General features: G+C 34.0%; 22 protein-coding genes and 1 pseudogene. 18 read left to right on the top strand and 5 right to left on the bottom strand.

The annotated features are described in order from the left end of the window. The 6 genes from AC58NB_RS11890 to AC58NB_RS11865 form a co-directional block, all read left to right on the top strand. Positions 1-353: DUF3021 family protein (locus AC58NB_RS11890; protein ID WP_497427040.1), on the top strand; the 353-nt coding region annotated here is incomplete at its 5' end. Positions 354-520: 167 nt separating this feature from the next. Continuing rightward, positions 521-1354 carry an aminoglycoside 6-adenylyltransferase gene (locus AC58NB_RS11885; RefSeq protein WP_066108613.1) on the top strand — a complete coding sequence of 278 codons (834 nt, stop codon included), beginning with the start codon at positions 521-523 and terminating at the stop codon, positions 1352-1354. Between the two features lie 268 nt (positions 1355-1622). Beyond that, positions 1623-2063, top strand: coding sequence for a GNAT family N-acetyltransferase (locus AC58NB_RS11880; protein WP_497427053.1), 441 nt, complete (start codon positions 1623-1625; stop codon positions 2061-2063). A gap of 178 nt (positions 2064-2241) precedes the next feature. Next, entirely contained in the window at positions 2242-3246 is a 1005-nt protein-coding gene (locus tag AC58NB_RS11875; RefSeq protein ID WP_497427039.1) for a serine hydrolase domain-containing protein, read from the top strand. Between the two features lie 150 nt (positions 3247-3396). Then, complete coding sequence (locus AC58NB_RS11870) at positions 3397-4131, top strand: DUF5694 domain-containing protein (RefSeq protein WP_497427038.1); 735 nt, start codon at positions 3397-3399, stop codon at positions 4129-4131. Between the two features lie 725 nt (positions 4132-4856). Beyond that, positions 4857-6476 (top strand): hypothetical protein, encoded by a 1620-nt coding sequence (locus tag AC58NB_RS11865; protein WP_497427037.1) that lies wholly within the window; start codon positions 4857-4859, stop codon positions 6474-6476. A gap of 437 nt (positions 6477-6913) precedes the next feature. Here the strand turns inward: AC58NB_RS11865 and yeiL are convergent, their stop codons facing one another. Continuing rightward, positions 6914-7576 (bottom strand): transcriptional regulator YeiL, encoded by a 663-nt coding sequence (gene yeiL / locus AC58NB_RS11860; RefSeq protein WP_497427036.1) that lies wholly within the window; start codon positions 7574-7576, stop codon positions 6914-6916. Between the two features lie 90 nt (positions 7577-7666). Between yeiL and AC58NB_RS11855 the strand changes: the two genes are divergently transcribed. Next, a complete protein-coding gene (locus AC58NB_RS11855; protein WP_497427035.1) occupies positions 7667-8818 on the top strand; it encodes an MFS transporter in 1152 nt (383 codons plus the stop codon). Positions 8819-8879: 61 nt separating this feature from the next. Then, entirely contained in the window at positions 8880-9281 is a 402-nt protein-coding gene (locus AC58NB_RS11850) for a cytidine deaminase (protein ID WP_497427034.1), read from the top strand. Positions 9282-9339: 58 nt separating this feature from the next. Here the strand turns inward: AC58NB_RS11850 and AC58NB_RS11845 are convergent. The 3 genes and pseudogenes from AC58NB_RS11845 to AC58NB_RS11835 form a co-directional block, all read right to left on the bottom strand. Next, positions 9340-10209: pseudogene (locus AC58NB_RS11845) on the bottom strand (IS3 family transposase); the annotation flags it as partial. Then, positions 10167-10730 (bottom strand): transposase, encoded by a 564-nt coding sequence (locus AC58NB_RS11840; RefSeq protein WP_497427033.1) that lies wholly within the window; start codon positions 10728-10730, stop codon positions 10167-10169. The gene AC58NB_RS11840 and the pseudogene AC58NB_RS11845, both read right to left, overlap by 43 nt. A gap of 75 nt (positions 10731-10805) precedes the next feature. Beyond that, positions 10806-11564 carry a hypothetical protein gene (locus AC58NB_RS11835; protein WP_497427032.1) on the bottom strand — a complete coding sequence of 253 codons (759 nt, stop codon included), beginning with the start codon at positions 11562-11564 and terminating at the stop codon, positions 10806-10808. 274 nt (positions 11565-11838) lie between these two features. Here AC58NB_RS11835 and AC58NB_RS11830 point away from each other — a divergent pair, with 274 nt between their 5' ends. Then, positions 11839-12021, top strand: coding sequence for a hypothetical protein (locus AC58NB_RS11830; protein WP_497427031.1), 183 nt, complete (start codon positions 11839-11841; stop codon positions 12019-12021). Between the two features lie 60 nt (positions 12022-12081). On the opposite strand, the gene AC58NB_RS11825 is transcribed toward AC58NB_RS11830, so the two are convergent. Next, the gene (locus AC58NB_RS11825) at positions 12082-12369 is read right to left on the bottom strand and encodes a hypothetical protein (RefSeq protein WP_497427030.1); all 288 of its coding nucleotides are present in this window, start codon (positions 12367-12369) and stop codon (positions 12082-12084) included. A 454-nt stretch (positions 12370-12823) separates the two neighbouring features. Here AC58NB_RS11825 and AC58NB_RS11820 point away from each other — a divergent pair, with 454 nt between their 5' ends. From AC58NB_RS11820 to AC58NB_RS11780, 9 genes are all read left to right on the top strand, one after another. Next, positions 12824-13024 (top strand): cold-shock protein, encoded by a 201-nt coding sequence (locus AC58NB_RS11820; RefSeq protein ID WP_066102120.1) that lies wholly within the window; start codon positions 12824-12826, stop codon positions 13022-13024. A 564-nt stretch (positions 13025-13588) separates the two neighbouring features. Continuing rightward, the gene (locus AC58NB_RS11815) at positions 13589-14233 is read left to right on the top strand and encodes a protein kinase domain-containing protein (protein WP_497427029.1); all 645 of its coding nucleotides are present in this window, start codon (positions 13589-13591) and stop codon (positions 14231-14233) included. Between the two features lie 232 nt (positions 14234-14465). Then, positions 14466-14807: a zinc ribbon domain-containing protein YjdM gene (locus tag AC58NB_RS11810; protein ID WP_497427028.1), complete on the top strand. Its 342-nt coding sequence runs from the start codon at positions 14466-14468 to the stop codon at positions 14805-14807. Positions 14808-15456: 649 nt separating this feature from the next. After that, positions 15457-16356: an EamA family transporter gene (locus AC58NB_RS11805; RefSeq protein WP_497427027.1), complete on the top strand. Its 900-nt coding sequence runs from the start codon at positions 15457-15459 to the stop codon at positions 16354-16356. A gap of 236 nt (positions 16357-16592) precedes the next feature. Further along, positions 16593-16952 (top strand): ArsR/SmtB family transcription factor, encoded by a 360-nt coding sequence (locus tag AC58NB_RS11800; protein ID WP_497427026.1) that lies wholly within the window; start codon positions 16593-16595, stop codon positions 16950-16952. A gap of 1 nt (position 16953) precedes the next feature. Continuing rightward, positions 16954-19080, top strand: coding sequence for a heavy metal translocating P-type ATPase (locus AC58NB_RS11795; RefSeq protein ID WP_497427025.1), 2127 nt, complete (start codon positions 16954-16956; stop codon positions 19078-19080). A 273-nt stretch (positions 19081-19353) separates the two neighbouring features. Next, on the top strand, positions 19354-19797 hold the full coding sequence (locus tag AC58NB_RS11790; protein WP_497427024.1) for a GNAT family N-acetyltransferase: 444 nt from the start codon (positions 19354-19356) through the stop codon (positions 19795-19797). Positions 19798-19847: 50 nt separating this feature from the next. Then, the gene (locus AC58NB_RS11785; RefSeq protein ID WP_497427023.1) at positions 19848-20333 is read left to right on the top strand and encodes a methylated-DNA--[protein]-cysteine S-methyltransferase; all 486 of its coding nucleotides are present in this window, start codon (positions 19848-19850) and stop codon (positions 20331-20333) included. Between the two features lie 105 nt (positions 20334-20438). Beyond that, on the top strand, positions 20439-21278 hold the full coding sequence (locus tag AC58NB_RS11780) for a MerR family transcriptional regulator (protein ID WP_497427022.1): 840 nt from the start codon (positions 20439-20441) through the stop codon (positions 21276-21278). Positions 21279-21303 lie beyond the last annotated feature (25 nt).

The raw sequence follows: 21303 nt of genomic DNA, 5'->3' as shown, positions 1-21303 counted from the left end.
CATTTGGTATCTTACTAATAATTTCACTGTCGTATAAGTTGCAAGGGCAATCAGATGATTCGAGTGTTTATTTTTTTTATGGCCTTATAGCCTTTTTCCTTGGGTTGACAAGCATCATATATCAAATTGAACAATGGAGTTTTCTAAAGCAAATTTTTGCTCATTATATGGCGATGTTGTTTACTGTTTTTCCAACGTTGCTATTAAGTGGTTTTTATCCGTTAGATTCATTTAAAGATGTATTTGATGTGTATCTCCAATTTAATAAAGTGGGGATTATCTTATTTTTGACTACATATTTTATTTCATATTTTATTTCACGTAAAAATTCTAATAATAGCACATCAATATGATTGAGTTATACGACTGATGGTGGGCATTGATCTAAGAAGGATTAATCCCTTTTGTGTTGAACCTCTTATGGAAGAAATGGGGCAGGTTAGAGGAAGAAGGATTTATATGCTTTTTAACGAATAAGTTTCTAACACCATCATTCAAATAAGGAGTTGGTTTAAAGTGTGTGGGATTAAACACTAAATATCAAAAAAGAGATTTAGATCTTCCAAAGTATCGTCAAAATATCATTAAAGCAATTGAAGAAGATTTGAAAAAAGATGAGAACATATTGGGCGTATTTTATGGAGGTTCAATAGGTAATCAGAATACAGATTTATATTCTGATATTGACCTGAGAATTGTTGTTAAGGATGAAGTATATGAAGTATATAGATTAAACAAAAAGCAAAGAGCCCGAAACTGGGGAAACGTTCTATTTTTTGAGGATTTACCTTGGGCAACTCACAGTGTTGCTCATTATGATAAGTTCATAAAAGTAGACACCTTTTATTATAGGATTAAGGACGTTCAACCATCAGTATGGTTACAAAACATTAAAATTGTTCGGGACACAAATGGAATATTAAGAACTGTATTAGAAAAATCAATGGATTTGTCGTATAGCCCTAATGTCCAGGAGTTTGAGATTTGGAGGACAAAATTCTTTGCTTATGCACACGAAGCATATCGAAGAGCTATGAGAAAAGAGCTTTATTATGCTCTGAATTGTCTTGATAGTTTAAGATTATCAATGGTTACAGGTTGGTATATGGCTGCTGGTATTCAGCCTAACGCATTTGGAGACTGGGCAAAACTAGAAGGTAGCCGAAGTGAATTATCTGATTTACAACTCGGACTACTTGAACAATGGCACAGTAGTCGTGATCCAAATGAGATAATGATTGTGGTAAATAAAATAATCCCAGAGTTTAAAAAGGTCCATAAAAGTTTATGCATTGTTCTTGGCATAGAGGAAAAAGAAGAATGGATTGAAGAAATATTAAATATAGCTCTTTAAAAGGAAAATATTCATTGCACATAAACTATCAAGGGCATTGTTCTAAGAAGGATTAATGCCTTTTTGTGTTGAACTTCTTATGGAAGTAAAGGGGCAGGTTAGTTCAATAAGTATGTAGAATATAACTAAATTAAGCGTTGCTTACTATTCAAAGATTGTAGGTTTTTATGGAACCAATTCTTTAATTCTTATTCGATTAACTGGTGCTCTACTAAAAAGGTTTACTAATAAGAGGAGGATTTGATTGAATAAAAAAATAAGGTTCAGAATGGCTACTGAAAAAGATTTAGATTGCATTGTTGCGATGCTTGCAGATGATGTTATGGGAAGTAAACGTGAGCGTTATGAGCGTCCACTTCCTAATAGTTACATAAAAGCATTTAAAGCTATAACGTCTGACCCTAATAACGAGTTAGTAGTGGCTTGTGACGGAAATGAAGTGATTGTTGGAGTACAGCAAATTACTTTCACGCCTTATATAACACATCAAGGTGGATTGAGAGCTACTATCGAAGGAGTGAGAACATCTGCTTCTGTAAGAGGAACGGGCGTAGGTACTGAACTTATAAAATGGGCAATTATGCGTGCAGAAGAACGTGGTTGTCATTTGGTACAACTGACAACGGATAAAAAAAGACCAGATGCGTTAAGATTTTATGAACGATTAGGTTTTAAAGCAACGCACGAAGGTTTAAAGCTAAAAATTTAAAATTTGAAATTTCTTATTCAACTAACGGGGCATTGATCCAAGAAGGATTAATGCTCCTTTCTGTTGAACTCCTTATTGAAGTAAAGGGGCAGGTTAGCGGAAGAAGGATTTCTAACAATCAGTAGAGAATAGTAATTAAGGTTTTCATAAGATGCGGAAGATCAAGGAGATGAATTATTTGGAGAAACTTGAAAACTTAATTACTTGGGTAGATGAAATAAAGAAAAAAAACGGAAGTAGTGCATCCTCATTATATATTCTAAAAGATAACGAAGTTATATTGGAACACTATGATGGTTATCATTCTAATTCTCCTGAATCAGCTCCAATCACCTCAGCTTCTCAATTTAACATAGCTTCTGCAAGAAAGAGCTACCTTGGTTTAGTAGTTGCATATGCTCTTTATGAAGGAAAAATCAAAAGTCTTGATGACTACGCAATAGATTATTTCAGGGAAATGGATAAAGAATTGCTAGGAAAAACAACAATACGGCATTTAGTCACTCATTCACACGGGTTACACGAAAAAGAGGATGGTACTATTTTTCGAGAGTTTGAACCAGGTCAAGGTTGGGCTTATAGAGGAATCAATGTGTTAATGATGACGAGGCTGGTAAATCGTCTATTTAATATGAACTTTCCAGACCTCTTAGAAGAAAGGGTATTTTCACCTTTAGGTTTTAAAGAAACAGCTTGGCAAACGAAAGCGAATGAATTATTAGTTAAGCAAATTGATAATCCAGATTCGGAAGGTTTATTCAATCTGGGGAATTATGCTGATGGAACGGAGTCAAACTTACATACTTCTGCTCGGGAGTTTGCACAGTGGGGTAATCTTCATTTAAACAAAGGGTTTGCACAGGGGAAACAAGTTGTTCCAAGCGAAGTGATTGAAATTGCCACACAAGTCCAAAGCCCTTTTTACAAAGATCATAAACTTCCTCAAAATGGTTTGTATTGGTATGCACAAGGAATTCCAGCTGCCCATAGTGAGCTTGGTGATAGGGTTCCTGAAGGATCCTATCAAATATTAGGGGTAACAGGTCCAACTGTCCTTATCATTCCTGAATACAGAGTGGTCGTTGCAAAGATGTATAACAAACGATATAACTATGGCGGAGATGACTACCTTTACTACCTCAGAGAATTTAGTAATATTGTTGCTGATACTTTTGGAAAGTAAGGAATGCTAAGATTTTCGCTCAAAATATCGGAGGATTAATGCTCTTTTATGTTGGACTTCTTATTCTAGAAACGGGGCAGGTTAGCGGAAGAAGGATAATATCAAAATAATAGCGAATAAAATAAATAGATAATTATGGGGGGAGTAGCCTTGAAGATACAAAAACCGACAATAATGATAGTAGGCACATTTCATATGCGATATACACCTGATCTATATAAGTATGAAGTTGATGATTTGCTGAATGATAGAAGACAAAAAGAAATAAGGGAAGTTGTAGAAAAAATAAAAAGGTTTAATCCGACTAAATTAGCATTTGAAGTCGTTAAAGAAAAAGAAGAAGAATTAAACCAAGAATATATTGAATATTTAAATAATAATTTTGAATTAAGTATTGATGAGGTTTATCAATATGGCTTTAGAATTGCATCTGAATTAGGTCATAAAAAGGTATATGCTGTTGATTGGATGAAAACAGTCGGGAATAGAGGATTTGGTGAGGTATATGATTGGGCAAAAAGAGAACAGCCAGACCTATATAATTACATAAAAGAAAAGTATCATTCTGAAAACAACTATAATATTGGAGATAAAAGTATTGTTGAGTTGATGAAAGAACTAAATGAAGAAGTTAATATTAAAAAAGAGCACGAAATGTATATGGCAGTAGCACGTATTGGGAATGAAAATGAATATGTAGGCATTGATTGGTTGAGATGGTGGTACCAAAGGAATTTAATAATTTACTCCAACCTTACAAAGATAACCAATTCTGCTTCAGACAGAATAGTTTTAATTATTGGAGCTGATCACATACATTTAGTTTCCCAATTTCTAAAGGAAAGCGGAATGTTTGATGTAGAAGCGGCGACAACCTATCTTTAATATTAAATGAACAGGGTATTGAGCCAAGAAGGGTTAATGCCCTTTTATATTGAAATTCTTATGTTAGTAAAGGGACAGCATTCCTGTAATGAATGAAGAATGTGAAATGAGTTTGTGAAGAAACGTACTTAAACTAATAGGGGCTTTAGTCCAATAACAAGTACAGCCACTTCCTTTTTGGGAGTGGCTATTTTCATATCTAAAACAAGTATTAATCAATAGCAACAATCCTTGCGAAAATAGCCATTTAATTAGACGCTTCTTTTTTGTGTAAGAAAGTAGTGTTGAATTAAATATGGCAGGTGATTTAAAGATTCTGATAACCGGTACGTTAAATACCGGCAAGCCAATTTCGAGATTAATATATAGTGTAAGCAAAATCGAGACTTATACTAATAATCCGATCCCTAAGTAGTGATTCCCAATACTAGTTGGCTATTTATATACTTTTCAGATACTTCTTCATTAGAAAATATTCCTATGATTTTTTTAATATCTCCATTAATACAAGGGTTGTCTTTGGAACAATATGCAAAATCTTCGTATGTATTACAACCATTCAAAAACCCCTTCTATATTTTAGATATTAGATTCAATATATTAATTTAACTCATTATATAGGGTATTAATTATTCTAGTCTAAATATAGCCCCAATTATTTACAATAACACTTATACCAAGCTGTTGTTAGATGTATAATTGATTTAAAAGGAGGGATTGAAGAAGTGAAGCTTTTTCAAACTAGAAGTTTTTGGTTAGAATTAGGAGTCCCCTATAAATTGAAAAATAAAATTTTTATCGATTATTTTGGTACGGAAACTAGAGAAATTCATAGTCGGGATGAATCAATATCATTCTTAAAAGAACGGCTAGAAATAGTGCAAAAAAAATTGTGGGAGACTATAAAGGTTACCGAGACACAAACATTTTTAACAGTACTATATAAAGTTTTTGATGAAGTTTATCATTTTTACATTAATCAAAAGAGAGCTAGAAGAGAAATTAAAAATTTTAATATAACTGAGGCAATTGTTAATGAAACCTTTGAGATCAACAGAAATGTTGCTAGATGTATTATAGACAGCCTAAATATTTGGATAGAAAATACTCTTCTTATTCAAAATATAGACAAAAATAATGACAAGGTGAATTTTAACTTAGATTATACATTATTGCTTGACATTTATATTTATGGAGTTCTCTCGCAACAATTATCTTTATTAAATCTTAGTAAAAAGTTTGATGAAGACTTTTTATTCTACGGGTTAAAAATTACTCCTTATAATGACATACCCATTGAGTCTATCAAAGAGCATCCCATCATATTTTTTAATCCCATCTTAACCGGTAATCAAAACATTCTATCAGATGATTTAGAATTAAAAGAAGCTGATAAGACACTATTTGGAATCAATTTTGAAAAAGAATTTGGTGTTAAGTATTTATCATTTTTAGCTTTAATAGAATACATTCAAAGATATGAACTTAAAAGTGGCAAATATGCGTTAAGTGTAATTGAAAGAGATCATTTTATTGATATTATTGAAAATGCTACTAATCCATCTATATCTGCTACAAAATTAATTGAACAGTTTGTGCTTACTACAAATAAAATACAAAGTCAATTAAGAAAAAATGAACCAATAATATGGAGCATTGGGGTAAATAGATTTAGAAATGAATTATGTCCATTTTTATTATTAGAGAATGACAAAGTCTTTTTGTCCTATTGTAGTTTAGATCAGTCAAAACAACTTTGGGTATCCTATTTTTATAATGGGGGTATGAGTTATACAAACAAAAGAGATAACTTTACTAATGCTATATCTAATAGAAACAAAGAGTTATCAGACAGGCTCGTTAATATTATTAGAGAAATTTTGACTGAAAAATATAGTATTACATTTAATGAAAAAGAAGTACGTTATAACAGAATCTGGGGGAACAGAGAAATAGACTATGGTGATTTCGATCTAATTTTTTATTGTGAGGAAATAAATGAGTTGTTTTTAATAGAAGCTAAATTTTTTTCTGATTCACTAAATTCAAGCGGCTATATTACTGATTATGAGAAATTGTTAGAGCCAGATGGATATCTTGATAAATGTAGAAGAAGATATAATTTAGTCATAGATGAACCTGAACCATTAAAAAAATTTCTTGGGCTCACTGGAAACATCAAAACACATTTTTTATTTATATCTTCTAAGCCTTTAGAGATTCCTTTCCAAGATGTTGATAATATTGTTACATTTCTTTGTCTAGATATATTCGAGCGTTACTTGGACGGTAATTTAATTTCTAGTGAAGATGAAAGTATAGTACGACCTGTATATAAAATTTAGTGATATATTTAATTAACTCTAATTGAATGTTATTCAGCTCACGGCAATATTTAGCCATAATCAAATTGAACTATGACACAAACTTAAAGTATTTATTTACTCATTCTTTGGTTGCCATTTTTTATTCTGTTGAAAAAAGTTGAAATAATAAAGAGTGGTTGCAAAAATGTTAACGTCTTTGGAACCGCAGTCTTTGATTTTAAAATTAGTACAACAACAATAAAATTTAAAGTTGTGGTAAATAGGGTCATTTAATGTACAAAAAAAGGATAGATAGAGCTTTTCATTTTGCTCCCCTATCCTTTTTATTTACCATCTTTCCTGTCAGACATTAAATGGAAATCTAGCGATTTCAAGGGAATATTTAAATATATACACTTTTAATAAAACATCGGATTAGCTTTTTTCATTCAGTAGTATATTGAACAAATAAATCATTAATCTATTTTAGCCAATTGCTGAAGCTGCTCTCTATCCAAAATGAGATAGCCACGTTCATGTTTTTTTATCAGGCTCGCCTTGCAGAATCGTGAGATAACATGTAAGAGGTGACGGTAGGAAACTCCTAAATATTCACTAACTTCTGTATGTTTTTCTTTATAAAAATCCTTTTCAGCTGACATTAGTATAAATGAGGCTAAACGATTTTCGAGCGGATATATTTGAGTTTGGACAGATTTAAATGAAAGATGATGTGTTTTTTTACTTAGAAAAATCGACAAATGCCTTAGAAAAACCGGATCTTCCAATAGTTGATTTTTACATATATGCATGGGGATAGCTAAACAGATGGTTTTAGTTGATGTTTGGACTCCTATTGAATACTGTTCTACTCCCAATAATTCAAGTTCACCAATAAGTGATGGTGCTTCAATAAAATTAAGGAGAGATACTTTTCCATTTTCATGTGTAATATATAGTTTTGCTTTTCCTTCAACAATAAGGTATAGGTATTCTGGAATAGAACCTTCTTTAAAAATAAATTCACCACGCTCAAATTGATGAACTTGAATAGATGGTTTAATCGAAAAACTGGAAAAGGGTTGGATACTATATAAATCAATATATTGACTGCGCAAAGGTTCAGATAAAATCTGCACTTTTTTCCTCCAATTATTAAAAATATGAGATATCTCACATTATTGTAAAGGTGAAACATGCTATGATGCAATAAATATGGAGGGAAAAAAATGAACAATCCGCGTTGGTTTTCACAGAACTTTTTTTTGTTTTTTATGACATGGGGTATATTTTTACCTTATTGGACAGGTTACCTTGTACAAGGAAAAGGATTATCAGTGTCAGAAGCAAGCTTAATCATGGGATTTGGATTGGTTGTGCGGGGATTATCAGCTCTGTTTGCTTATCCATTTGCCTCTAGATATTGGAGTGCCCACAAAGTCGTTGTTCTTTTGATCATCAGCTCATTAGTGGCGACAATCCTTTATATACCATCAAATACATTTAGTTCATTATTTGTTGTTACACTTATTTTTAGTGTCTTTTATCCAACCCTACTTCCAGCAGTGGAAAGTACAGCAAGTATTCTAATGCAACAGGGAGATGGAGCATACGGAAAAGCACGCTCATATGGATCGCTTGGATTTATTGTATCTGTGCTCGTGATTAGTATGGTGACCGGTTATTTTGGGGACAAAGCAATTTTATGGGCAATGATGTTTATGCTCGGGATTATGCTTATCAAGTATAGTTTGCCAACACCAGCTATATTGTTAGAGAAACCGATTAAACAAGAAAGTAAAAATGCCATGAAAATGAGTAGCTTATGGAGGATTAAAAGCTTCCCGATTGTTTTGCTTATTGTGTTTTTACTACAGGGTGCTCATGCTTCTTATTATAATTATGGATATATCTATTTGCAGGATTTGGGGGTAAATACCTATTATATTGGAATGATAATAAATATTGCCGTCCTTTTTGAAATCATCTGTTTTGCAAAAGCTGATCATCTATTTAGAAAATGGCAACCATCTTCGTTACTCTTGATAGCGGCAGTTGGATCCACTTTGCGTTGGCTGCTTATATTTTTATTCCCTAATGTATGGGTCTTTATGTTATCGCAGAGCTTGCATGCCTTGTCATTTGCTTTGGCCCACTATGCATTTATTCTATATATAACAAATTCTTTACCAAAAGAGCAGAACTCCAATGCACAGGGTGTATATTCAGCTTTTGCCATGAGTTTTAGCACGGCGATATTGACATTAGCAGGCGGTTTTTTATATGATATTTCTCCAGGACTCTCTTTTGCTGGAATGGCCATTTTTACATTGCCTGCAATTTGGATCATTTTAGTGACAAGAAGAAAGTATAGTTACTAATTTGGTATTATATAGAAAATGAGTGTCTTTGTTCAATTTAATATGGTTGGAGATGATCAGGATGGTAAATAAAGAAACATTATTGGAAAGTGCACGTGCAGTAAAATCGAATGCGTATATGCCATATTCCAAATTTCCTGTGGGAGCGGCCCTTTTATTAAAAGACGGAAGCGTTATCAATGGGGTGAATGTTGAAAACGTTTCATTTGGGGCAACCAATTGTGCAGAAAGAACAGCTATTTTTACGGCCGTTACAAAAGGATATAAAAAAGGCGATTTTCAAGCGATAGCAATTGCGGGTGCTACAGAGGATTATCTGCCTCCTTGCAGTATTTGTAGGCAAGTGTTAGTAGAATTTTGCCCACCTGATATGCCTGTTTACTTAACGAATGCCAAAAATGAATGTAAAGAACTGACTCTAAAAGAATTAGTACCATACGCCTTTACGGAATTAGATATGTAATAGTTATAAATAAAGAGAGAGCCAGTCTAGGTAGTGACCCCTAAAAGTTAAAGTTTTGTTACGCAGCTGGTTGGCTGGTTTGAGTTCGGTATTGCACTGGACTTAATCCAGCCAATTTTAGTTTAATCCGTGTATTGTTATAGTAATCAATATAATCTTCAATCTTTCGTTTTAACTCTTCATAGGAGACTAATTTCTCCCCATAGTACATCTCTTGTTTTAAAATTCCAAAGAAATTTTCCATTGCTGCATTATCTGCACATGTCGCTTTTCTGGACATACTCTGGAAAATCTTATTCTGTTTTAATGTCTGAACCCAATGGTAATGCTGGTAATGCCATCCCTGATCTGAATGTATGGTGGTTCGATAGTTTGCTTCCTTTTCAACAACTTCCAAAGCTTGATTTAGTGGCTCTATAACGAGATTTAAAGTAGGTCTATTTGACATCCCATACGAAATGATTTCACCGTTATATAAGTCTAGAATAGGGCTTAAATAGAGTTTTTCTTCCCCAACACACTTGAATTCAGTCACATCTGTTACGAGCTTTTGTAGACGAATTGGCGTATGGAACCTACGGTTCAAACGATTCTTAGCTAGTCTGCCTACTTTTCCTTTATAGGAGTTATAGCGAGATTTACGCGTGAATTTAACACACTTCAAGCCTAATTCCTTCATGATTCGTTGCACTTTTTTATGATTAATTATGAAACCTTGTGTTCTTAATTCTAGATAAATTCGACGGTATCCGTATTTTCCTTCGTGTTTTTGAAATAGTTCAGAAATAATCTTTTTCCATTCTTGATCTGGATCCGCCTTTTCTAACTGTTTCACTTGATAGTGATAGGTCGCTTCTGGAATGCCAACCACTACAAGCACATCTTTTAATCGGAATCCTTCTTCTTTGAGTTCGAATGCCAGTGCTGCTTGTGCTTTGCGAGGAAGGCATTCGGATTCTCCTGAAAAGCTCTTAACTTTTTTAAGTAAGCATTCTCTAAACGAAGAAGTTCAATTTCACGTTCTAATTGTTCTTCACGAGATAATTTCTTTTCTTCTTTAACAGGTTTTTCTTTTCGTTTTTTAGACATAGGTGGCCGTCCTTTCACTTTTCCATTCAGGCCTTCTATCCCTTCTCTCGAAAATATACTGTACCAATTCGCAATCAAGGTCGGATTATGCAAGTTAAATCGAATCGCTGTATCTTGGTAAGAAGCACCCGTCTTTTTCATAAAGTGTAATACATCAACTTTAAATTGAACAGAAAAAACCTGTTTGGATTGCTTCTTACGTAAACCATCTTCTTTAAAGGCTTTATAGGTACGTACCCAGCGTTGGATTTGTGCATGATTAGGTATACCATATTTTTTCGCCAATAAAGTATATCCTAAAGAACCATCTAAATACTCTTTGACAATTTTTAATTTAAATCCTTCACTATATTTGGCCATATAAAAACACCCCTAAAGTTAGTTTTGACTCTAACATTAGGGGTGCGGCACCCTATACCTGCTCTCTCTTATATTTTATTCAATGGAATCAGCGATTACTAACGGTAAAGTAATATCCCATCCGGCTTGTGATGTATAGGTAAAGGATCCACCCACTTGACCGTAAACAGTGACGACGTCTTCGTCCACAAAATTGGTATAGCCGGTGTAAGCTACATAAATAATATCAGATACTGACCAACCGTAAGAGGTTTGGGTAATAGATAGGCGAATTGCGGTTAAGCCATCATCCTCCATAATCTGGACTATTTCCCCTCTGTATTTTACATATTCCCCTTTGTAGAGGTCAGGGTTTTTATTAAGGTGATCAAAATCAATGGTTTTGGCATTAGCTTTTAAATATACTGGTGGATATGCTCTCATTACATCATAGTTTAATTCTTTGCTATACTCTTTGTTACTGGCAAAAATGAGAATTGAATTTTCTCCTTCTTCCAGTGCAACATCAGTGGAAAAGGTATCGTCTTCAATGGTTACAGTTTTATCATTGACTTTTAATTGATCTGCATGTTCTACAGTACCTTTTATGGTGATGGTATCCTGAGTAGTTTTTACTTCTTCAGGTATTTCACTTGTTACTTTCAGATTGATTTCCTGATAGACAGGGTTAACGATGGTTTCTATGATAAGGAAGACAAAGGAAGCTAGAAAGCAAGCTCCGGCTAGGAGTAAATTCTTTTTACCTTTATTATTTCTTTTAATGAATCCGATGATAGATACTATTAAAAAAACTATAAAAGCAATAAATAAGACCGATACGAGAAAAACTAACATATTTTCCACCTTCGATATTATTATATTGTTATAATGAATTTACCCGTTTTAGCTATCTGTAAATATGGGAAATAATTCTTGATATTTTAATGTAAGTTTCTATAGTAAAAGATAAATAGAATTTTATTTTTAAATGGCATATTCTACCTTGAAAGATAGGTTTACTCAAGCATGAAATAAAGGATAATAAAAAGTTAAAAATTAAAGTTCGAAAGAAAAGTTGGATAAGAATCATTTATAAATGATTTTAATGAAACAACGCAGGAGTTATTTAATGAAGTTATTTAGATTAAAAAAACCGTTCAAAGGTTTTAATAAGGGAATGGAGTTTTACTTGATTGCAGAATCAGAATTTATAGGGGTTAAAGAATTTGTATTACGAACAACGGATTTGAAAAACGTAATATCTGTAAATGAAATTGAATTTCTAAGTAATTTTAGATTACTAAATTCATAATTAAAGAGGATATGTATGAGGATACCGATATTTATATAATGATGATGGATAAAGTAAAAGTCAGCTCGTTTGCTGACTTTTATAGTAAGAAGATTTTCTGTTGGATAACTCATCCAATTTTTCTAATACATAATCATTACCTTTATTTAAATCAGATATTAGTTCTTTTAATTTCTTCGCTCTTTTATACTCTTTTATTTTATAATAATAATCAGAAGCGTCGGTTGCTGAGTCAACTGCTTTTGCTGCTTTTAATATTTCGATATTAATCATGCTTTTTAAGCTTGTATTTACAATAGTTTCTTTCATAATCGTCACCTCGTTTGATTCTTGATTATATACTAGCATAATAATTTGGTGATTCTTTATAACTAACATACCTGTTAGATACTTATGGTCTGTCTGTTAACTTGCTATATATTTTTTATTTTCTAAAAATATAGAAAAAGGATGGCGGTTTGTGGTCTATTTATGGCGAGCAAAGATAGAGTGTATGATCCAATGGGTTTAATCAAATCAAAGATGGAATGATATAATAAAAGAGAAGCAATGGCAGCTTGTTTGAATCAAGCCTGATGATTTTTACAAATTTAAGAAGAATAAATGAGAGAAGATAAGGGAAAACTTCATTTACTGCATCATTCGGATACTAAAATTTGCCAACTCATAAAATACATGTTATTATAAAGAAGAATTATTTTTGTTCTAGACAGATTGAGAAAAGATTTTGTTTTTCGTCTAAGGTTATTTGAGCAAGGATAGTAATACATTGTGTGGATGTACACACTAGGAGGCAACAAACATGGAACAAGGTAAAGTTAAATGGTTTAATGCAGAAAAAGGTTTTGGATTTATCGAACGTGAAGGCGGAGAAGACGTATTCGTACATTTCTCAGCAATTCAAGGCGAAGGTTTCAAATCTTTAGACGAAGGTCAAAGTGTAACTTTTGAAGTAGAACAAGGTCAACGTGGACCCCAAGCTACTAACGTTCAAAAAGCATAATAACTAACCTATAAGTAAAAGACTCTCCCTGGAGAGTCTTTTTTATTTTTGAAAACCAATAACCATACTTGAAGAGGGCTGGGACATAAGTATTCAGTATACCCGAGCTATTAGGTGAATCGATATTTCGCCTAGGAGCTCGGGTTTTCTTTTGTTTTCAATAAATTTTGGTCCTTCTACATATCCTTATTACTAACTAGTTCCATTTCGCTTAGGCAGTCTATTTCCTGTGGAAGTAGAGGAAAGCGAGTGGCTGTAACGTAATGGATTATACTTATTCCTCCAACTTAACTCATTAATAAGTAACAAGATTAATTTCGATATCTTCGTCTTTCAGGATCGTTTATAAGTTATCTCCCATCCCTTTTTGAACAAAATAATAAATAAAAAGTAAAAACAAAAATAGTAAACTAGGGAAATAGCATAAAGCAGAAATCTTAATAAATTCAAAGGCATATAGTATAATGCCACTACTATCTTAATACTAATAAGAAAAGTCCCCATTTCAAATAAGCCTAGATAAATTTGGACTTATATGATGTGGGATTTTTATTTTAAAATGAGGTGTTTACAATAACGTATAAAACTCTAGCAGATAGTGTAGAGATTGAATTGAGTGGACTCAAACCAAGATTAGTTAACTATAGTCCAGATCTAATACTAATTGGTACAGGCCGGAGTGCTTATGTATTTAAAATTAAAGATAAAGATTTAGCTTTAAAAATATATTTTCCTCATAAACAGAGTATAGCCATTGAAGAAGCGAGGATTTACCAGAAATTGCAGCAAATAGAGTATTATCCAACGTTATATGATGGCGGTCATAATTATATCGTCATTGATTTTATAGAGGGTCATACATTATTTCAGTGTTTACAAAAAGGGATTTATGTACCAGAAAAGAAATTTAAAGAGATTAGCAAAGCACTGAAAATGGCGGAGGAAGTCGGATTAAATCCCTCTGATATCCATCTTAAAAATATCATTCTTACTTCAAGTGAAGAAATAAAAGTGATTGATGTGGCTCGATTTATGCAGCAGGAAAAAGACAAGCAATGGAAAGATATAGAAAGAGCGTATTTTCAACTGTATTCAAAATATGATCTTCCTAAAAAAATTCCTACATTCATTCTCAATTTAATATCATTCATTTATAAAAGAAGGTATCTACCAAAACCGATAAGAGTTTTATTTGATTCTACTGAATAGGGATATTTTTACTGAATAGTTAAAAAGAGGAGTTTTTTGCAGTGAGGCTTACAGACATCTCATTTTAAACATAAAGTATCGTGGTTATTTACCAATAAAACACTACTATTAAAAAACTGGATGTCATGGTTATAATTCTCTGTATAGATAAACATGAAGTTTATAATTTATGTTTATAAAATGAGAATACTATTGAATGAACAATAGTTGATTCTGCGGAGGTTTAATAAATATGACAACATTGCCAAATTGCCCAAAATGTAATTCTGAATACACGTATGAAGATGGTCCGCTTCTAGTTTGTCCGGAATGTGGACATGAGTGGACATTAGAATCTGAAAGCGAAGCAACTGAAGATGTGAAAGTATATAAAGATGCTAATGGAAATGTTTTAAATGATGGTGACACTGTTACAGTTATTAAGGATTTAAAGGTCAAAGGAAGCTCATCCGTTTTAAAACAGGGAACAAAAGTAAAGAATATCCGTCTTGTAGATGCTGATCATGATATCGATTGTAAAATTGACGGTTTTGGGCCTATGAAATTAAAATCTGAATTTGTTAAAAAAATATAAATTGTGTTTTTAAAGAGCGTTCAACAAAAATAATTGTTGGGCGCTTTTTTCTTATGCGGTAAATGTGATGATTAAGACAAATGCAGGATTAATAAAAGATTTATTATATGCTAATGGGATGCGAAATAACTCCTAAGAGTTTGATGAAATTCTGAAGATGTAATGAAACTAGGTAGTCCTTTCATGTATTGGTATTAATTGGCTTAGAAACATAAAATTCTTAAGAAGACATGTATAGCTTATATTTTACATTCATATAAATAGTGATTATAATCTGTATGATATATTATATTTTTAAAAGCTGCATAGTAAGTGTGTGGCAGGTGGATTTTTAAATGTGTTGTTTTCGCCACCCATCCCTTTATTAGGGGTGGGTGTTTTTATTTTTCACTAGCTTCAGCTCCTAGGCCATCGAGTCATAAGTGTAGCTGCTAAAAGAGAGAAAAACACACTCTCAACGCATCTCCTCTTATGCTAGGCCTGGACAGTCGCTTCATTTTTTTATGCAATCTAGCTTCAGGGCCTAGGAGCTCAGGACATAAGCATAGCCTCTGCGGGGGGAGACCATCCCCCTTCGAGCCTCTGTCTTATGCTCCTCGCTCCTGACCAAGGCCCTTACGCTTTATATAATTTTAAGGGGGATTTTATTTTGGGAGTTTGGAAGTATGCTTTACTTGTTTTTTTAGGTGGTTGTTCGTACGGGGTGGTTTCTACTTTTGTGAAGCTCGCTTACGGAGAAGGATTTCTACAGGGTGAAATTACTGGGAGTCAATATTTATTGGGTGCTGTTATGCTGTGGATCGTGGCAATATTTGTACCTAAGGCTAAATTATCTGGTAAGCAAATAGTAATTTTATTAATAAGTGGGTTTCCCATGGGATTAACGGGAATCTTTTATAATAAATCGTTGACTTTTGTGGATGCTTCGTTTGCAATTATTTTGCTTTTACAATTTACATGGATTAGTTTTGTTTTACAATATATCTTTGATAAAAAGGCTCCCGGTAAGAAAAATATTATTGCTACAGTAGTCATTTTATTAGGATCCATTCTTGCCTCAGGTATCTTAGCAAGTAATGGTGAAATTTCTTTGGTAGGAATAATGTGGGGACTTTTATCTGCGACATCATTTGCCTCTTTCATTGTAGTGAGCGGACGCAGCAATATCCAAATTCACCCCATTTATAAGAGTGCGATGATGACGACGGGGGCAGCGTTATTAATTATAATTGTATACCCGCCAATGTTTATTTTTAATGGTACATTGATGGATGGCTTGTTGAAATATAGTCTGATTGCAGGTTTATGTGCTTCTGTAATACCACCTTTATTCTTCAATATTGGTATGCCTAAGATAGGCAGTGGGCTTGGAACTATCTTAAGTGCTTCGGAATTACCTATGGCCATATTGATGTCTGCTTTGGTGCTTAATGAAACAGTGACTGGCTTACAGTGGATGGGTGTAATGGTTATTTTGTGCGGTATCGCTTATCCAAATATAAGGGTAAGGTTGAAACGAAAAATTCAGAATGAACCAATTGAATTATAATTCTCTTGTATGAGAGATTGGCTTAGTTTAATCAGAGGCTGTCGACAATGTCGACAGCTATTTTTTTACTTAAATCGACTAAGATATGGAACATTCAAAGGAATTATAAGTTATGTTACACCCTAAAAAATCAGAATAGCCCGATCCTTTTTCTTATTCAAACATATATTTGAATGAAAAGTATAGTAGTTATATAATATAATCAAACGAAGGTTTGAATGAAGAGGGGTGAAAAAGTGAGTAAAAAGGATACATGTGATATATACACATTTGATCAAAAGAAGGTTGATCGTATTCAGGAAGATATACAGAAAGAGAATTTATCTGGTGTTGCTCAACTATTTAAAGCGCTCGCTGATGAGAATAGAGCGAAAATTGCGTATGCTTTATGCCAAGAAGAAGAGTTATGTGTATGTGACATAGCTAATAGTATTGATGCATCAGTAGCGACTACCTCTCACCATCTAAGAAGTCTTTATAAGCAAGACATCGTTAAATTTCGAAAAGAGGGTAAATTAGCCCTATATTCATTGGATGACGAACATATTAAACAAATTATCATGATTGCCTTGACGCATAAGAAAGAGGTGAAATGAGATGAGGGAACAAGTAAATACAGATCAACAAACGTATCGAATTGAAGGACTGACTTGTGCCAATTGTGCAGGTATTTTTGAGAAAAATGTAAGGAATATAGAAGGGGTTACAGACGCTAAAGTAAATTTTGGAGCATCTAAAATTTATGTGCAGGGTTCAGCAACGATTGAAGATATAGAAAAAGCTGGTGCCTTTGAACATTTGAAAATTCGTGATGAAAAAGAGAAGACAATCGAAAAGACGCCATTTTGGAAGCAAAAAGAAACGTATAAAGTATATGTATCCGCAATTCTAATAGTAATTAGCTGGATTTTAAGTCGTATGTACGGTGAAGAGCATCTGATTCCCACTATCGGGTATGGAGCGGCGATTCTGGTAGGTGGTTATACTCTTTTTATAACCGGGTTGAAAAATCTAGCTAAATTGACCTTTGATATGAATACGTTAATGACGATTGCCATCATTGGTGCAGCCTTTATTGGCGAGTGGAGCGAAGGAGCAACGGTGGTTGTCCTGTTTGCCATTAGTGAAGCATTGGAACGTTATTCAATGGATAAAGCGCGACAATCGATTGAATCTTTAATGGATCTTGCACCTAAAGAAGCTCTGATTCGAAGAGGACATCACGAAATCATGGTGGGTGTCGAAAACGTACTGGTCGGAGACATCATGATTGTGAAACCAGGTCAAAAAATAGCGATGGATGGTAAAGTGATAAAGGGGACTTCAACTTTAAATCAAGCTGCCATTACAGGTGAAAGTGTTCCAGTAGTTAAAACAATCGATGATGATGTCTATGCAGGAACATTGAATGAAGAAGGATTATTGGAAGTAGAGGTTACAAAACGAGTAGAAGATACTACTCTAGCGAAAATCATTCATTTAGTCGAAGAAGCTCAGGCAGAAAAAGCTCCATCTCAAGCTTTTGTTGATAAATTTGCAAAATACTACACTCCAGCAATCATCATAATCGCATTCTTTATAGCTATCGTGCCTCCGTTGTTTTTCGGTGCGGAGTGGAGTGTTTGGGTGTATCAGGGGCTCGCTGCTTTAGTGGTAGGCTGTCCATGTGCCCTGGTCGTATCAACGCCGGTTGCTATTGTAACGGCAATTGGTAATGCAGCCAAAAATGGTGTCTTGATTAAAGGCGGTATTCATTTGGAAGAAGCCGGCCATTTAAATGCGATTGCCTTCGACAAAACCGGCACCCTTACAAAAGGGATTCCAACCGTAACGGATTTTGTTACTTTTGGTGAAAATAAGAACGATCTATTACTAATCACAGCCGCAATTGAAAAAGGATCACAGCACCCATTAGCCTCAGCAATCACAAGAAAAGCAGAGGAGATGAAGCTGAATTATAAAGATCTCGTGCTAGAGGATTTTCAGTCCATTACAGGTAAAGGAATTAAAGCTAACATAAATCAGGAAGAGTATTATGTGGGAAGCCTGCACTTATTTGAAGAATTATTGTCTGATAACATGAAGGCAGAACACATAGAATATATCCGTTCTTTTCAAAACCAGGGGAAAACGATTATGATTCTTGGTACAGAAAAAGAAATATTGGCTATTATTGCAGTGGCTGACGAAGTGAGAGGATCCTCTAAAGAAATTATTCAGAAGCTCCATCAAATCGGAATTAAAAAGACGATTATGCTAACAGGAGATAATGAAGGAACAGCTACCGCAATTGGTAATGCAGTAGGTGTTTCAGACATTCAAGCAGACTTGCTGCCGGAAGACAAATTAAACTATATAAGAAAACTTCGCGAAAGCAACATGCATGTGGCGATGATTGGGGATGGAATTAATGATGCTCCTGCCTTGGCTGCTGCTAATCTAGGCGTTGCCATGGGTGGAGCGGGAACAGACACAGCCCTGGAAACAGCTGATATTGCTCTGATGTCTGATGATTTAAGTAAATTGCCATATACAATTAAGTTAAGTCGTAAGGCGCTGACCATCATTAAACAAAACATCACCTTCTCATTGGCTATAAAAGCTGTAGCTTTATTATTGGTCATACCGGGCTGGTTAACGTTATGGATTGCTATTTTTGCAGATATGGGTGCGACATTAATAGTAACTTTAAATAGCTTAAGATTGTTGCGAGTAAAAGAATAGGGACACAGGAAGCAGTTTGCTTCCTGTTTTTTATTTGCATAAAAGGAATCTGGAATCGATATAAAGAAATATAGTAAGAGGAATGGAGGATTATATGAATCAGAAAAAAGAGAATTGAAGCGGTTTTTATTGATCGAGTTGGTACGATTGGGGGAGACGATACCATTCGTTATCTTATTAAATTTGAGTGTTTTCCAGTAGCAGAGGATTTAAAGGATGCCGTACAGTGGATTTTTTAATTTATCAAAAAAGATAAACAGGGGGACAAAACAATTGGTAATTTATCAGGCGAAGCGTAAAGATATTGAAGGGGTAGCCTATTTATTTAATCACTATCGAGAATTTTATCATCAGTCTAGCGATAGTAATGGAGCGCTAGCTTTTATTAAAGAGCGTATAGAAATGATGGACTCCGTTATTTTTGTGACTTTGAATCATGATAAATATATTGGATTTGTTCAGCTTTACCCATCTTTCTCCTCTATTTCCATGAGACGGACTTGGATCCTTAATGACTTGTATGTTATACCTGAAGCAAGGCGAGATGGAGTCGGACAGATGTTAATTGAGGAAGCCATGAAATTATGTACGAAAACGGGGGCAAATTCATTATCCCTGCAAACGGCACCAGACAATGAACGTGCTCGAAAACGGTATGAAAAGAATGGTTTTATTAAAGATAATGAGTTTGATTCATATAACATGAATTTCAGTTAATGCTGTGAAAGGTTACTTTATGCAGATGTAATGAAAGGAGGGAGCTTGATATGAATAGAAAATATGTCTATTACTATACAACCTTAATAGGAAAAGTGGGGATTGCAGAAGACGGAACAGGAATCACAGATGTGTTCCTAGGTGAAAAGGCAATAGAAGCTGAGATAATGGAAACACAGTTAATTAAAGAAACTGCTTTGCAATTGGATGAATATTTTAAAGGAGAACGGAAGCGATTTTCTGTAGAACTCAATCCTCATGGTACACCATTTCAACAGAGTGTATGGAAAGAGTTGTTGGAGATTCCTTATGGAGAGACAAGAAGCTATAAACAAGTGGCGGAGAGGGTAGGGAATCCTAGTGCCTCTCGAGCAGTAGGGATGGCAAATAATAAGAATCCGATTTTTATTATCATTCCCTGCCATCGTGTCATCGGCTCTACTGGAAAACTGGTCGGTTACGGTGGAGGACTTGATATTAAGGAAAGGCTTTTGAAATTGGAATTTGAACTAACAAAGACTGAGATGAACGGATAGATATCAATCCATTCGTATCCGTTTTTTCATTGGCTCCTAAATGTCCTTGAATGATTTATAATAAAGTATATCTAATTGCACGAAAGAGACAGTAAGGAGTCAGAAATGGAAAAACAATATTTTTTGATTGGTGAAGTGTCAAAACTTACGAATACATCCGTTCAAACGTTACGATTTTACGATAAAATCGATTTATTTAAGCCTTCCTTTACTGATCCAGATAATCAATATCGATATTATAGCAATACGCAGTTGTTTTATCTGGATATCATTAAATCACTGAAGCATGTCGGGGTTCCATTGAGTGAGATTAAATCAATTTTACAGCTATCAGCGAGAGAGATAGCTGAATTATTAGAAGAACAGGAAATGAAAATTGAACAGCAGTTGCGCCGGTTGGAGGATATAAAGACCATATTGAGTTATAAGAAGAAACAAATACTGGACCAACCTTCTCCTGATCAATTGGAAAAAGTGTATATAAAAAAATATGATAAACAGCGTATCCTTACTTATAATCAGGCACCTTCATCCGCGACCATTATTCCCGTAAAAGAATATGGTCATTTAATGAAAGTCTTAGAGGATCATGGAACCGTATTTGATAGTGTATACTGTGCCACGTATCCATTAGAAAAATATGATTCTATACATGATTGGAAATATACGTCTCTCTTTACGCCGGTTTTAACGGACCAGGAAATATCGATATCGAATGAATTTATGGAAATGGATGAATTACCTGCTGGGGAATACATTTGTATTGCCTTCCATTCAGCGGAAGATGTTTATGAGTCCTGCTATGAGACGCTCTATTCTTATATTTTAAATCATAAAATACCAACCGAAAAGATTGTCTATGAACTATACATGCCTTTTACCGATACGGCAGTCAATGAAGATGATTTTATCGTTGAATTGAAAGTACGAATAAAATCTTCTTGACCCTATAGTTACTATAGGGTTTATT

Source organism: Pradoshia sp. TA40_28 (genome assembly GCF_059694525.1).
The sequence above is the reverse complement of the archived record's forward strand: the minus strand, read 5'-3'. Positions and strand labels throughout refer to the sequence as shown.